Source organism: Pedobacter cryotolerans (assembly GCF_005116475.1).
GTDB classification, from domain to species: Bacteria; Bacteroidota; Bacteroidia; order Sphingobacteriales; family Sphingobacteriaceae; genus Pedobacter; species Pedobacter cryotolerans.
In genome coordinates this window covers 17,597-32,569 of record NZ_SWBO01000012.1, presented here as the reverse complement: position 1 = coordinate 32,569, position 14,973 = coordinate 17,597, and the positions used below count along the sequence as shown (strand labels likewise).

General features: G+C 35.2%; 11 protein-coding genes. 6 read left to right on the top strand and 5 right to left on the bottom strand.

The window, feature by feature from the left end; translation table 11 throughout:
* Positions 1 to 41: 41 nt before the first annotated feature.
* From FA045_RS16345 to FA045_RS16325, 5 genes are all read left to right on the top strand, one after another.
* Positions 42 to 1,757 carry a M3 family oligoendopeptidase gene (locus FA045_RS16345; RefSeq protein WP_136878162.1) on the top strand — a complete coding sequence of 572 codons (1,716 nt, stop codon included), beginning with the start codon at positions 42 to 44 and terminating at the stop codon, positions 1,755 to 1,757.
* A 163-nt stretch (positions 1,758 to 1,920) separates the two neighbouring features.
* Positions 1,921 to 3,876 (top strand): amino acid permease, encoded by a 1,956-nt coding sequence (locus tag FA045_RS16340; protein ID WP_136878161.1) that lies wholly within the window; start codon positions 1,921 to 1,923, stop codon positions 3,874 to 3,876.
* 12 nt (positions 3,877 to 3,888) lie between these two features.
* Positions 3,889 to 4,305 (top strand): DUF1801 domain-containing protein, encoded by a 417-nt coding sequence (locus FA045_RS16335; protein ID WP_136878160.1) that lies wholly within the window; start codon positions 3,889 to 3,891, stop codon positions 4,303 to 4,305.
* 89 nt (positions 4,306 to 4,394) lie between these two features.
* Positions 4,395 to 4,655 carry a hypothetical protein gene (locus tag FA045_RS16330; protein WP_136878159.1) on the top strand — a complete coding sequence of 87 codons (261 nt, stop codon included), beginning with the start codon at positions 4,395 to 4,397 and terminating at the stop codon, positions 4,653 to 4,655.
* Positions 4,656 to 4,673: 18 nt separating this feature from the next.
* On the top strand, positions 4,674 to 5,474 hold the full coding sequence (locus FA045_RS16325) for a DUF3667 domain-containing protein (protein ID WP_136878158.1): 801 nt from the start codon (positions 4,674 to 4,676) through the stop codon (positions 5,472 to 5,474).
* 318 nt (positions 5,475 to 5,792) lie between these two features.
* Here FA045_RS16325 and FA045_RS16320 read toward each other — a convergent pair whose 3' ends face one another.
* The 3 genes from FA045_RS16320 to dnaE form a co-directional block, all read right to left on the bottom strand.
* Positions 5,793 to 7,001, bottom strand: a complete 1,209-nt coding sequence (locus FA045_RS16320) for a PQQ-dependent sugar dehydrogenase (RefSeq protein WP_136878157.1) — start codon at positions 6,999 to 7,001, stop codon at positions 5,793 to 5,795.
* Positions 7,002 to 7,296: 295 nt separating this feature from the next.
* The gene (trxA, locus tag FA045_RS16315) at positions 7,297 to 7,614 is read right to left on the bottom strand and encodes a thioredoxin (RefSeq protein ID WP_136878156.1); all 318 of its coding nucleotides are present in this window, start codon (positions 7,612 to 7,614) and stop codon (positions 7,297 to 7,299) included.
* A gap of 227 nt (positions 7,615 to 7,841) precedes the next feature.
* On the bottom strand, positions 7,842 to 12,275 hold the full coding sequence (gene dnaE / locus FA045_RS16310) for a DNA polymerase III subunit alpha (protein ID WP_136878155.1): 4,434 nt from the start codon (positions 12,273 to 12,275) through the stop codon (positions 7,842 to 7,844).
* A 322-nt stretch (positions 12,276 to 12,597) separates the two neighbouring features.
* On the opposite strand from dnaE, the gene FA045_RS16305 reads away from it, so the two are divergent.
* Complete coding sequence (locus FA045_RS16305; RefSeq protein ID WP_136878154.1) at positions 12,598 to 13,212, top strand: hypothetical protein; 615 nt, start codon at positions 12,598 to 12,600, stop codon at positions 13,210 to 13,212.
* A gap of 97 nt (positions 13,213 to 13,309) precedes the next feature.
* On the opposite strand, the gene FA045_RS16300 is transcribed toward FA045_RS16305, so the two are convergent.
* The gene (locus FA045_RS16300) at positions 13,310 to 13,990 is read right to left on the bottom strand and encodes a type 1 glutamine amidotransferase domain-containing protein (protein ID WP_136878153.1); all 681 of its coding nucleotides are present in this window, start codon (positions 13,988 to 13,990) and stop codon (positions 13,310 to 13,312) included.
* A 77-nt stretch (positions 13,991 to 14,067) separates the two neighbouring features.
* Complete coding sequence (locus FA045_RS16295; RefSeq protein ID WP_136878152.1) at positions 14,068 to 14,520, bottom strand: lipocalin family protein; 453 nt, start codon at positions 14,518 to 14,520, stop codon at positions 14,068 to 14,070.
* Positions 14,521 to 14,973: the final 453 nt, after the last annotated feature.

The window sequence follows — 14,973 nt, the reverse complement described above, 5'->3', positions numbered from 1 at the left end:
TGAACTTTCCAACGTTTCAACATTACAACATTTAAACTATTATGGATAATTTAATCATAAACAAAAAACAAAGAACATATATTCCTCAAGACCTTAAAATGGAGTGGGAAAATTTAGCGCCAATTTTTGATGAATTGCTAAAAAGAGAACTCAACAATGTGGCAGATTTAGAAAATTGGCTGAAAGATAAAAGTGAGTTAGAAGCTGCGCTTGAAGAAAATTTTGCTTGGAGATACATTAAAATGAGTTGCGATACAGCTAATGAGAGTTTAGTTAAAGATTTTCAATATTTCGCAACAGAAATTGAGCCCAAAATATCGCCTGTGGCCAATGAGTTGAACAAAAAACTAAATGATAGCCCATTTATTGATGAGCTTGATCAAGATAAATATTTTGTATACATCAGAGCGGTAAAAAAAGCTTTAGAGTTGTATCGAGAAGAAAATATTGAATTGTTTACCAAATTACAGGTTACTCAGCAAAAATATCAAGGCATTACTGGTGCAATGAGCGTAACCATAAACAATCAAGAATATACTTTAGAGCAGGCCTCTAATTTTTTAAAAGATACTGATAGATCGGTTAGACAAAATGCTTGGGAAACAGTACAACAACGCAGATTAGCAGATAAAGATGAATTGAATATTTTATTTGATGAATTAATTAAAATGCGCCATCAGGTTGCTTTAAATGCTGGTTTTGAGAACTACCGTGATTACATGTTTCAGGCTTTAGGTCGTTTTGATTATACCCCAAAAGATTGCTACAAGTTTGCAGAAGCAATTGAAAAAGAAGTTGTACCAGTTTTAAGAGCACAAGCAGAAAAAAGAAAGGAAGCCTTAGGTTTACAAGAGTTAAAACCATGGGACATGGAAGTAAGTACAACTGGTAAACCTGCTTTAAAGCCGTTTAACAATGGGCAAGAATTAATTGATAAAAGTATTGATTGTTTCAATGCAATAAATCCAAGTTTAGGAGAAAAATTAGCAATAATGAAAGCTAATGGCCTTTTTGATGTTGAAAGCAGAATGGGCAAAGCGCCAGGAGGTTACAATTATCCTTTAGCAGAAACTGGAGCTCCATTTATTTTCATGAACTCGGCCAACTCCTTAAGAGATTTAACCACAATGGTTCATGAAGGTGGCCATGCGATACATACTTTTTTAACTGCAAACTTAGAGCTTAATGATTTTAAACATTGTCCATCAGAAGTAGCAGAATTAGCTTCAATGAGTATGGAACTAATTTCTATGGATAAATGGGATGTTTATTTTGATAACGAAGAAGATTTAATTAGAGCCAAAAAAGAACAATTAGCCGATGTTTTAAAAACTTTGCCATGGGTAGCAGTAATCGATCAGTTTCAACATTGGATTTATACCAATCCTGATCATAACGCTGCAGATAGAGAAACTGCGTTTAAACAAATTTATACTCGTTTTGGTGCTGGTTTTGCCGACTTTACAGATTTTGAGCAACAATTTGGTAACCTTTGGCAAAAACAATTGCATTTATTTGAAGTGCCATTTTATTATATCGAATACGCGATTGCGCAATTAGGTGCGATAGCAGTTTGGAAAAACTACAAAGAAAATCCCGAAAAAGCACTCGAACAATATTTGGCAGCTTTAGCTTTAGGATACACCAAACCGATGAATGAAATTTATGAAACAGCTGGAATTAAATTTGATTTTAGTGCTGAATACGTTAATGAGCTAGCCAATTTTGTAAAGGTAGAGTTAGACAAACTGGGTTAGTTTTTAATTTTCAATTACAAACATATTCAACATAATTAGTCGTAGCTTTTGGTTACGACTTTTTTGTTAACTCCCTACAAACTAAATAGTTGATATTTTTATATAGCGCTTTAGTGATTTTTATACGATAATTTTTTAAGTTTGAGCAAACTAAACATAATCCATGTTAGATAAACTATTCAGAAAAAAATCCATTAGTAAGATTTTAGAAGACGCTTCAAAAGGCTATGGAGAACATGGCGATTCATTACATAAAACTTTAGGCGTAAGAGACTTAACAGCTTTTGGTATTGCTGCAATTATTGGGGCTGGTATTTTCAGTACTATTGGTAAAGCCAGTGCAGATGGCGGTCCGGCAGTAATTTTTCTATTTATATTTACAGCTGTAGCCTGTAGTTTTGCGGCTTTTGCTTATGCAGAATTTGCCTCAATGGTACCCGTTTCTGGCAGTGCTTACACTTATTCTTATGTTGCTTTTGGCGAGTTAGTGGCATGGATTATCGGCTGGTCTTTAATTATGGAATATGCGATTGGTAATATTACAGTAGCCATTTCTTGGTCAGATTATTTCACAGGATTACTCTCCTCCATCCGAATACCGGCTTTAGGCATAGATGGCATACACATACCAGATTGGGCAACTATGGATTACCTTTCTGCTTACAATGGAAATAAACAGGCAGATGCGTTATTAAATGCTGGTAAAAACTTAGCTGATTTAGATACCGCTACTGCCTTACAAAATAATGCATGGTTAACTGCACCTAAAATTGGTAATTTTCACATCGTTGCAGATTTACCCGCTTTAGGTATCATCATTTTTATTACTTGGTTGGTTTACCGAGGAATGAAGGAATCGCGTAATGCAAGTAACGCAATGGTAGTTGTAAAATTAGCAGTTATTTTACTGGTTTTAGCTGTTGGCGTATTTTACATCGATACAAAAAACTGGAATCCTTTTGCCCCAAATGGTGTTTCGGGTGTTTTAAAAGGAGTTTCTGCAGTATTTTTTGCTTATATAGGTTTCGATGCCATTTCTACAACTGCAGAAGAGTGTAAAGATCCGCAGCGAGATTTACCCAGAGGGATGATGTGGGCCATTATCATTTGTACAACCCTTTATGTTGCAATTGCGTTAGTTTTAACAGGCATTGTAAAATACGACACCCTAGCGGTTGGCGATCCATTAGCTTTTGTATTTGATGCCATCGACTTAAAATTAATGAGTGGTATTATTGCGGTAAGTGCAGTTTTTGCAATGGCAAGCGTATTATTGGTTTTTCAAATGGGGCAACCTCGTATATGGATGAGCATGAGCCGTGATGGTTTATTACCAAAAAAGTTTTCAAAAATCCATCCCAAATATAAAACACCTTCATTTGCTACAATTGTAGTAGGTTTTGTTGTTGCAGTTCCTTCATTATTCATGAATTTAACTATCGTTACCGATTTATGCTCAATAGGCACTTTATTCGCCTTTGTTTTGGTTTGTGCGGGCGTATTGGTACTACAAAACAGACCAGGCGTACAACGCGGTAAGTTCAGAATTCCTTATGTCAATTCTAAATTTATAGTACCTATTGCTTTACTTGCCTCAATTGTTTTTGCTTTTACCCAATTTAAAACCGAAACTTCGGCCTTTATTACCAATAAAACTCAAATTAATGATCCTGTTACCTTTATTACCTCATTAAGTGCTACAGAGTTAGAAACAGTTAAGAATGAAATTAGTGCTAGTCCTGTAGTTTTACAAGGCAAACAGATTGATGCTGAAGCTTATTTAAATAACCTTAATCCTACGCAATACGATGAATTTATGTCTAAGTCTGCTATTTCATACGATAAAAAATATGAGAGCGGCTGGTCTTTATTTAAACACAAAATTCCGATGTGGATTTTCTTATTCATCTGTATCATTACCAGCTATTACTGTATCACAAAAAACCTCTCATTAATACCTGTTTTAGGTTTGTTAAGTTGTTTATATATGATGTGCGAATTGGGTATTTCTAACTGGATTGGTTTTGGAATTTGGTTAGCTGTGGGCTTGGTAGTTTACTTTGCATATGGTTATAAACATAGTAAGCTGGGGCAAGAATTTGCTAAGCAATCATCATAGCAATTTTAAGACATGGCTAAAAACAAAACAGCGGTAACCGCAGTTAATGTTACTGATTTCATTAACAATTATGTTGACGATGAACAGAAAAAAGCCGATAGTTTTGAGCTCATCAAATTGATGCAACAATGGTCGGGTTTTGAGGCAAAAATGTGGGGACCGACGATTGTAGGTTTTGGCAGTTACCATTACAAATATACGAGTGGCCACGAAGGTGATGCTCCGTTAATTGCTTTTTCACCACGTAAAGCTGCATTTTCCTTATATATTGTATCTCAAGCAGATCAACATGTAGATTTATTAAATCAATTAGGGAAATATAAAATTGCCAAAGCCTGCATTTATGTTAAAAAGCTTTCAGATATTGACATTGCTGTTTTAGAAAAAATTTGTAACAACACCCTGAAAAATCTAGAGAATAAATGCTAATGTTTATTTGAATTGCGAGTGATTAACGTGTTTTAAATTACAGATCATTATTTTAACTTTACATCAAAACAAACAACCAGAAAAACTATATGACTAAAAATCCATTTGGTGATTTAACGGACGAAAAATTAATTAAACGAAAAGATCTTTTAAAAGGCATTTTAATAGGGATTGCTATTGTTTGGCTGTTAATTGCCTTATTTTTTGCCTATATCTTTTTTACTCGTGGTTTTAAAAACAATTCGTTTATTGTTTTAATACCACTGTTAACTTTACCAATTACACTATTACCAACTTTTATTAACCTAAACTTCCTTAACAAAGAAATTAAATCTCGAAATCTAAAATAACATCATAGCCATCTCTCCATGGAATACATTTGCCATCATTGTAATAACGATATTAACGCCAACTTTTGCAGTAACTGCGGACAGAAAAAATTTAAAAGAATTGACAAAAAATATGTAATTGATGAAATTCAATATGTTCTAATCCATACCAATAAAGGTTTTCTTTATTCTGTAAAAAACATCATAAAAAATCCGGGTAAAACTGCAAGAGATTTTATTACTGGCGATAGAGTAAACCATTATAAACCGATACTCTTGGTTTTTTTATTAACTAGTATTGCTACTTTTATTGGCTACAAGGTTTTAAATATGGGCGAAATAATGGGTGAATCTTTTTCAGCTCAACAACTTAATTCTCCATTTATGAATGATGTTATGGCTTTTCTATCAAGTTATACTTCAATTATCTACTTAATGCTCATTCCTCTTTTTGCAGTATGTACTAAATTAGCATTTTCAAATTGGGGTCAGAATTATTATGAACATGTTATTATGAATTCGTATATAATTTCTTATTATATGATTTTTAGTATTGTGATCGTTTATCCGATATTATATTTCTTCAAAACGGATACTGATACATTTCTAAAAATCTCACTTCTATCTACTTTGGTTATTCCAATTATTATAAGTTGGTTTTTTAAATGCTTTTATCCAGAAAAATCTTTAACAACTATTATTGGGAGATCGCTACTTTCGGTTCTTTTGGCTGTTATGGCTTATTTTATTTTGCTTATAATTGCGATGGTTGGTGGATTTATTTATGCTTTTATTAAAGGCCCTGAGGCTTTACAATATATGAAGCCACCAAAAGCTTAAGCTACAAACTTCAAGCTTTGACAAAATTTCTATGAAACTGTATAGAATTTTGTCAAAGCTTATTAAAAACTTTTTGTTATTAGCATGATCTCTTGTCTCATAAACCTGATATAAGCGAGCATGTAGGGGTAACTTCTTCTGTTACCCCCGAAATAAAGCGTTTAGCAGGCCTATCGCAACCGAGGAGCAGTGCGATTGCTTTTCAAATAAAAATATTCGCCGATAAACTATCAAACGATAATTATTAAACCTTTACACTGAGCTTGTGGAAGACTCTAATAATCCTTCGACAAGCTCAGGATGACACTTTTTCATTAACTATTTCTTCGCAATTTTATACAAATTACCACTGTCAGTAACTGCATACAAGGCGCCGTCTTTACCAGTTACTAAATCTCTCCAACGCTCATTTTTATCTTCTAACAAACGTTCTTCACCTACAATTTTGTTACCGCTAAGCACCAACCTACTGATATGCGAACCACCTAATGCCGCAACTAACAAATTGTTTTTCCACGCTGAAATGTTACCTGTATAAAATGCCATGCTGCCTGGCGAAATACTTGGGTTCCAATAATAAGTCGGTTGTTCCATGCCAGCTTTTTGCGTAATTCCATCACCCACTTTAAAGCCACTATACTCTACACCATAGGTGATGATTGGCCAACCATAATTTTTGCCTGGCTTAATGACATTTACTTCGTCGCCACCTTTTGGACCGAACTCGGCTTCCCATAAAACACCTGTGGTTGGATGAATGGCTAAACCATCTGGATTGCGATGACCATAAGAATAAATTTCTGGTTTTGCATCTGCCTGCTTGGCAAACGGGCCATTGGCTACAGCTTTACCTTCTGGTGTAAGGTGAAGTATTTTTCCTAATGAAGAGTTTAAATACTGAGCTTGAACACGAATATCCTTATCAGACCTTTCACCTGTACTCACAAATAAATTTCCATTTTTATCGAAAACTATTCGTGAGCCATATTGTAATTTACCCGTATGTGCTGGAGTAGCTCTGTAAATTATGGTTTGATTTTCTATTGAAGTTTCATTTGCTGCCAATTTTCCTTTTGCAATAGCCAATAAAACACCTTTGCTTTGCGGCTCTGAATAGGCGAAATAAACCATTCTACTTTTAGCAAAATCTGGAGCTAATGTAACATCTAACAAACCTCCCTGACCCGAATCATCTACCTTTGGTAAACCTGTAATGGTTTTAGCTAACGTTCCATTAGTATTTAAAATTACCATTGTACCACCTTTTTGAGTAATTAAAAATCTTCCATCGGGCATTACTGAAATTGCCCAAGGGTTGGCTAATTTTTTATTGATCACAGTAATAGTATAAGGAGTTGTTGTTTTTACTGCTTTTATACGTGTTTGTCCTACAAAAGCTGGTTTATAATCTGCAGTTGGTCTACCTTTTTCTACTGAATTTTGAGCTGAAGCAGGAATATCATGTACGCAGCTCAGTAAAAAACTTGCTACAAATAAGGTGGTTATAGAAAATTTTAACTTTTTCATAAAATGGGATTTGTTTAAAAGAACGAAAAAATATGGAGAATAAAAAAAATGTGGTGTTGTAAATTAGCTTGGGATTTAAATTTGTTACGTTCTCTTGCATTACGATTGCCAGTCTAGCTGGCAATGACGCCAGCTTCAAATTACCTAGTGCAAAAAAAATCCGAACTCGTAAGAATTCGGATTTATTATATTTATTATAGAAACTATCGCTTTAAGATTGCTTTCCCGAAAAGTCGGGACAGGCTGTGCCTCGCAATGACGACAGGCTTTGGTCTCTCTGCTTTAGTCTTTATGCTTACAATTGTGCGTCTAACTTTCCAGCTAAAACAGATTTTGGCACTGCACCAACTTGTTTATCTACAACTTCACCATTTTTAAAGAACAATAAAGCTGGGATGTTACGAATACCAAACTGCGTAGAAATTTGTGGGTTGTTATCAACATTAACTTTACCTACTAATGCTTTTCCTTCGTAATCTTTGCTAATTTCATCAACAATAGGACCAACCATACGACATGGACCACACCATTCTGCCCAAAAATCTACCAATACTGGTTTATCTGATTTTAATACAACTTCCTCGAAGTTTGCATCTGTTATTTCTAAAGCCATAACTTATTTTTAAATTTATTTACAAATATATAATCAATTGTAATGCCATCAATAGCACGCTGTCAATTTGACAATTTTACAACTTATTATCATTGTCGTCATATCGAACGCAGCGCAGCGAGGAGATATCTTTTAATTAATTACTTTCTCTCGAACCTAATGTTGTGTTCAAATAAATCAGAGATTTCTTAATCGCGAAAAGCTCATGTCGAAATGACGACAACCGTCTAGTTCAATCTATAATTTACAACATTCAATTTGGTTAATTGTTCTAAGAACTTATTGTTAGGATTAATTTTTAACGATTTAGAAGGCAGCTCCAACTTTAAATTCTCAACCCGATCAAAAACCTCAAAATTTAATTTACAATTATGGCGCTCGCTGTTCTCTTTATTCTCCAACAGAAGCGCATCAATTTTTCCCATCAAATCATCATTAATTGCCTCGATAGGAAGCTGTATAGTAATGCATTTGGTCAGTTTATCGCGTAACTCTGCCAATAAATCTATCGAGGTAACTTTAAATTCCCAGTCGCCTTCTTTTCTAAAACGTTCACCTACCCTACCTCTAATTTGCAAGAAATATCCTTCGGTTAAAAACTGCTTAAATTTCAAGAAATCATCACCAAATAAGGCAATTTCGCAACTATCATCATAATCTTCAAACACAAAAGTGCCAAAAGGTTTACCTGTTTTGGTAATACGTTGCGAAGCTAAAACTACTAAGCCGCCAACAACCAAATCTCTATTTTTAAGCGATTCAAATTCCATTAAAACCTCTTCGTTTGTATCGCCACTTCTAATTTTATTAACTATAGAGAGGTGTTTAACAGAATGCTGGCAAAAATTAGTTAATTCAAAACGGTAATCATCCAACGGATGTCCGGATAAGAAAATACCAATCGCATCTTTTTCATATTTCAACCGATCAATCAATCCCCATTCTGGCGATACCGGAAAACTTGGTTCTAAAATTAAATCTGCTTTTGATCCGCCAAAAAGAGATTCTTGTGCCGAATTCTGGTTACTCTGAAAATCGTTGGCATACTTAATCATTTTCTCGATGCCATTCATTTTATCGTTAGCACCAATGTAAAAATATTGAGCTCGGTGAAAGCCAAACGCATCAAAAGCGCCACTGTAAACAAAACTTTCGTATGCTTTTTTGTTTACAATTCGGGTATTAGATCGCTTTGCAAACTCAAAAACACTTGGATAAGGGCCATTCAATACCCTTTCTTCAATGATACTTTCTACCGCTTTCTCTCCTACTCCTTTTACTGCCGACATGCCGAAACGAACTTCGCCTTTGGCATTTACAGAGAATTTTAAATCAGATTCATTTACATCCGGACCTAAAACTGTAACACCCATTTGCCGGCATTCTTCCATAAAAAAGGCTACTTGTTTAATATCGCTCATGTTGTTAGAAAGTACCGCAGCCATATATTCTGCCGGATAATTTGCTTTTAAATAAGCGGTTTGGTAGGCAATCCAAGCGTAACAAGTAGAGTGAGATTTGTTAAACGCATATTCTGCAAATGCTTCCCAATCTTTCCAAATTTTTTCTAAAATGGTAGCATCGTGACCTTTTTCTGCTGCCTGTTTAATAAACTTAGGCTTCATTTTATCCAAAACATCACGCTGTTTTTTACCCATTGCCTTACGCAAAACATCGGCCTCACCTTTGGTAAAATCTGCCAATTTTTGCGATAAAAGCATTACCTGCTCTTGATAAACGGTAATTCCGTAAGTTTCTTTCAGTAATTCTTCGCAAGCTTCTAAATCGTATTTAATCTCTTCTTCGCCGTTTTTCCGTTTTACGAAACTCGGAATATAAGCAATTGGACCCGGACGATACAGTGCATTCATGGCAATTAAATCTCCAAAAACTGTTGGTTTTAACTCTTTCATGTACTTCTGCATCCCAGCACTCTCGTACTGAAAAATACCGATGGTTTCGCCACGTTGAAAAAGCTCGTAAGTTTTCACATCATCAATTGGAAACTCATCTGGGTCTAAGTCGATATTATGCCTCTTTTTAACCAACTTAACCGTATCCTTAATTAGGGTTAGTGTTTTTAACCCCAAAAAGTCCATTTTTAATAAACCAGCACTTTCTACAACCGAGTTATCAAACTGGGTAACGTATAAATCCGAATCCTTCGCCGTAGCAACAGGTACGAAATTGGTAATATCGTCTGGTGTAATAATTACGCCACAAGCGTGGATACCTGTATTACGTAACGAACCTTCTAAAATAATAGCTTGTTCAATGGTTTCTGCACTTAAATTTTTAGCGTTCGATAAATTTTTAAGCTCCAACACTCGCTCATATTCATCTGGTCGCATACCAGCTTTTAAAGCCTTTTCATCCAGATTAAATATTTTCGCAAGCTTCATGTTAGGTATCAGCTTTGCTATTTTATCTGCTTCAAAAAGTGGCAAATCTAAAACCCTAGCCGTATCACGGATGGATGATTTTGCCGCCATTGTACCATAGGTGATGATTTGCGCAACCTGACTAGAACCATACTTATCAATTACATAATCCATTACACGCCCACGACCTTCATCGTCAAAATCGATATCGATATCGGGCATGGATACACGGTCTGGATTAAGGAAACGCTCAAAAAGGAGATCGTACTTTAAAGGATCGATATTCGTAATCCACAAACAATACGCAACTACCGAACCAGCCGCCGAACCACGACCAGGGCCAACGGATACATCTCGCCTACGAGCCTCGGCAATAAAATCTTGTACAATTAAAAAGTAACCCGGATAACCAGTTTTTTCGATGGTAGCCAACTCAAAATCTAATCGCTCAATTATTTCTTCGGTAAGCTCACCATATCGTTTTTTTGCACCTTCATAAGTGAGGTGTCTTAAATATTTGTTCTCTCCACGTTTACCAGCATCGGCATTGTCTTCCTCAACTAAAAACTCTTCCGGTATACCGAATTTCGGCAGCAAAACCTCACGAGCCAACTCATAAGCTTCAACCTTATCTACAATTTCTTGCGTGCTTAAAATCGCCTCTGGTAAATCAGCAAAAAGCGCCTTCATTTCATCAGCAGATTTAAAATAATATTCTTGGTTAGGCAAACCATAACGGTAACCTCTTCCCCTACCAATTGGCGTGGCTTGTTTTTCTGCATCTTTTACACACAATAAAATATCATGTGCATTTGCATCCTTTTTGTTAATGTAATAGGTGTTGTTGGTGGCAACTAATTTCACACTATGTTTAGCAGCCAAAGCAATTAAATCTGTATTTACACGATCTTCGTTTTCCTGACCATGGCGCATAATTTCGATGTAAAAATCATCGCCAAAAGTTTCTTTCCAATACAACAAACCTTCTTCCGCTTGTTTCTCGCCTAAGTTTAAAAGTTTACTAGCAACCTCGCCATATAAGTTACCAGATAAAACAATAATATCGCTTTTGTAGTGTTCAATTACATTTCTATCAATCCGTGGCACATAATAAAAGCCTTTGGTATAGGCAATAGATGACATTTTTGCCAAATTATGATAACCTTGCTTATTTTTAGCCAATAACACAATCTGGTAGCCATCATCTTTTTTGGTTTTATCTAAATGGTTCTCACAAACAAAAAACTCAACACCAATAATTGGTTTTACAATTTGTGCTGTCGGTTCTTCACCTTTTTCTAATGCTGCAGCATTTTTAGCTTTAACCTCTTTGTTGTGTTTACCAACGTTGCTCACAAAGTGAAAAGCGCCCATCATATTGGCATGATCTGTCATGGCTACGGCAGGCATATTGTTTGCTGCTGCTGCTTTAACTAAATCTGGTACGCTGATGGTACTTTGCAAAACCGAAAATTGCGTATGATTATGTAAATGCGTAAAACTGGCGTTAGCTAATTCTTGTTTATTACCAGCTAAAGTCTGCTTAGAAATTCCACTTGGCTCTGCAGCTTGTTGGCGTTTTCTAATTTTATCAGATTCAGTTTTTAAATTGGCGTGCTCTATTCCAAATGAGCCAATTGGACCATGATTAATTTCGTTAAAACGTTGAAAATAATCGGCCTCAACTTGTAATTCTTCCTTTTTAAAAACCTGTTTTTTTATCAGTTCTAAAAAACAACGAGTTGTTGCTTCTACATCGGCTGTAGCATTGTGTGCTTCGGCAAACGGAACCCCAAAAAGATATTGATGTAATTCGGTTAAGTTGGGTAATTTAAATTTACCACCTCTACCACCAGGTATTTTTAATAAATCTGCAGTAATTTCGGTACAGGTATCTAAAACTGGCATGGTAGCCATCGGGCTTTCTACACCCATGCGATAAAATTCGCAACCCATTATCTTTAAATCGAAACCTAGGTTTTGCCCAACTACAAATTTTGCTTTACCAAGGGCGATGTTAAATTTCTCTAAAACTTCTGCCAGTTCAACACCTTGTTCTTGTGCCAATTCTGTAGAAATACCGTGAATTCTTTCGGCATCGTAGGGAATATTAAAACCTTCTGGCTTAACTAAATAATCCTGATGCTCAACCAATCTCCCCATGTCATCATGCAACTGCCATGCAATTTGAATACAGCGAGGCCAATTATCAGTATCGGTAATTGGAGCATTAAAATTACGTGGTAAACCAGTAGTTTCGGTATCAAAAATTAAATACATAATTGGGCAAATGTTGGATACCAAAAATAGAGAAAATTAGGCTTGGGTGTGTCAGTAAATTATCAACATCCTTATTCCGCGTCATTGCGAGGAAGCGCAGCGACCGTGGCAATCTACTCTAAGATTAAAAAACATTTAGGAAAGTAAAAACAGCAGCTTTTCTTAAAGTTTAGTCCTGTTTTTTGGTACAAGTCCCGATATAATCGGGAGCTTTCCCCGTCAATCAGGTTTAGATTATTTAGAATTGTGCTAATTAAATACAAATTACTAACTTCATCTATCATTTATTTAATCATACTGAATCGTGAATTTTAAATTAGTTATGCAAGAGTTATATGGCTCCAACTTAATCGCAATAATTAAGACGATAAATGAATCCATATACATTGATGACGTGCCTAATCTTAGCGACCAGCTAATTATACATACTGGATTTACATTTAAGATTGAGAATAACAAAACCTTTGAATTATTTTATGACTTAGAGAAAAATATACTTCTGAGACAAGTAAAGAACAATTTTAATTTACCAGCAGTTGCTGGCGTTGTTTATAAACTGGAAAAGCCACAAAACAAACAATATCTTAACAAATATCTTAGAACCTTAGTGATGGGAATTTCTGAATGTCAAGATTTTTTAGAGTTGAGCAAGCCATATGAATATATCTCTAGCGAAAATTTAGAACATTTAAATATTTTCAGTTTTATACAATTAGAAAACGGCATTGCTAACAAAGTTGATTTTCCACTATTTAAACATTTGCAGGAAACTCTTTTATTATTCAATACAGTTTTTACCACTAAATCATTATTTGACCAAAGCAAAAAAAACTATGAGGATAATTATGAAAGACACAAAGACAGTTTAAAAGATGCAGAGAGAGAAATGGATTCTTGGAATGATGATTATCCGGGTTGGTGGATGGGAAGAGAATAAAATTGATTACCTATCGGCTGGTGTCTCACCTGCCGAAACCTTTTAACTAAAATAATAAATAAGCTGGTCGGTGAGACACCGACCAGTAGGAAAATGATTATTTTTTCAATAAATCTAACAATACTTTAGCGGCTTCTTCAGATGAAGCTGGGTTTTGGCCGGTAATTAACAAGCCATCCTTTTTAACATAAGAACCCCAATCTGGTCCTTTGCTATAATTTCCACCTAATTTTTTAAACTCGTCTTCCAACAAAAAAGGCACAACATCAGTAAGTTGAACGGCATCTTCTTCAGTATTTGAGAAGCCTGTAACTTCTTTTCCTTTTACCAATGGTTCTCCATCAGCATTTTTTACTTTAATCAATGCGCCAGGCGCATGACAAACTAGCGCAACGGGCTTATTTGAACCTATAAATTCTTGAATTAGCGAGATTGATTTTTCATCATTTGCCAAATCCCATAATGGTCCATGACCTCCTGGATAGAAAACGGCATCAAAATCTTCCGCATTAATTTCAGACAATTTAACAGTCTGACTAAGCTTTTCTTTTAAATCTGCATCAGCCTTAAATCTTTTGGTTGCTTCTGTCTGTGCATCTGGTTCATCACTTTTAGGATCAATTGGTGGCTGACCACCTTTTGGTGATGCTATGGTAATTTCTGCACCAGCACCTGCTAAAACGTAATATGGTGCTGCAAATTCCTCAATCCAAAATCCAGTTTTTTTACCTGTGTTCCCAAGTTCACTGTGGGATGTTAATATAATTAATACTTTCATGTTTTTTAATTTAAATCCTTTCAATCCATTATGATGCCTAATTAGTAGCGTAAAAAAATAATGACAAAAGAAAAACTTTAAGCATGCTCCTGACTAACCAACTTCCCTGTATCGTAACCCATTTGTCGGCAACGTTCAATAATACCTCTTAGCAATTCAGGTTCTATTTGCGGCTCTCGAGCCATAATAAACAAATACTTTTCATCAGGGTGACCAACAACTACATAACTATAATCATCTGCCAATTCGATAATCCAGTAACCGATTTTAAAAGGCCATAAAAACTGAGCTTTCATGTCACCATCTGGTTTTTCCTCATCGAAAAACAATTTAGAAGTAATGGTTTGTTCTTCTGCATTGCCTTCTTTATGGTAAGTAGTTAAAACATCAAAATGCTCATCATCTACTAAGGTGTAAGTTTCTGTGGTTTGTCTCCAATTTTTATCCAATAAGGTAGGGATTGAATATAATGAGTACCACTTTCCGGCAAAGGAATGATGATCTAAAACTTTAATGGGTTGATTTTCCATAATAATGTGATTTTATAATTTAACGAATACGGGAAGAAAAAGTTTTAAAGTTATGTTGAGTGTTTCGTCATGCCCAGAGGTAATTTATTTTATAAAAATCAATTTACATGACGTTAATTTAGCCCTCTTTGTCATCCTGACGAAGGAAGGATCTCCTTATAGGAATTTATCTTTAGAGATTCTTCGCTGCGCTCAGAATGACAAAATTTATTTATGCTAATTATTTGATTTATATATACTTAACGAATAAAGTCAATGGTAGCTTCCAAGATTAAATTCGGGACAAGTGACTGGGCATCGTAATGCCATGATAGGAGAAACCAAAAAGAATTAAAGTAACGCAAAGTAATTCTTTGTGCCTTTGTGGTTTAATGTTTTCCTATTTGAGGGGCTTTATTGCACAACCTGTAATTTCTAGCCACGATTGATGTGAAAATCCTTTTTACAAATCTC

What these genes read in the sequence shown, in the direction of transcription:
- FA045_RS16345 (WP_136878162.1), top strand. Translation starts at nt 42, where the DNA reads ATGGATAATTTAATCATAAACAAAAAACAAAGAACATATATTCCTCAA.
- FA045_RS16340 (WP_136878161.1), top strand. Translation starts at nt 1,921, where the DNA reads ATGTTAGATAAACTATTCAGAAAAAAATCCATTAGTAAGATTTTAGAA.
- FA045_RS16335 (WP_136878160.1), top strand. Translation starts at nt 3,889, where the DNA reads ATGGCTAAAAACAAAACAGCGGTAACCGCAGTTAATGTTACTGATTTC.
- FA045_RS16330 (WP_136878159.1), top strand. Translation starts at nt 4,395, where the DNA reads ATGACTAAAAATCCATTTGGTGATTTAACGGACGAAAAATTAATTAAA.
- FA045_RS16325 (WP_136878158.1), top strand. Translation starts at nt 4,674, where the DNA reads ATGGAATACATTTGCCATCATTGTAATAACGATATTAACGCCAACTTT.
- FA045_RS16320 (WP_136878157.1), bottom strand. Translation starts at nt 7,001, where the DNA reads ATGAAAAAGTTAAAATTTTCTATAACCACCTTATTTGTAGCAAGTTTT.
- trxA (WP_136878156.1), bottom strand. Translation starts at nt 7,614, where the DNA reads ATGGCTTTAGAAATAACAGATGCAAACTTCGAGGAAGTTGTATTAAAA.
- dnaE (WP_136878155.1), bottom strand. Translation starts at nt 12,275, where the DNA reads ATGTATTTAATTTTTGATACCGAAACTACTGGTTTACCACGTAATTTT.
- FA045_RS16305 (WP_136878154.1), top strand. Translation starts at nt 12,598, where the DNA reads ATGCAAGAGTTATATGGCTCCAACTTAATCGCAATAATTAAGACGATA.
- FA045_RS16300 (WP_136878153.1), bottom strand. Translation starts at nt 13,990, where the DNA reads ATGAAAGTATTAATTATATTAACATCCCACAGTGAACTTGGGAACACA.
- FA045_RS16295 (WP_136878152.1), bottom strand. Translation starts at nt 14,520, where the DNA reads ATGGAAAATCAACCCATTAAAGTTTTAGATCATCATTCCTTTGCCGGA.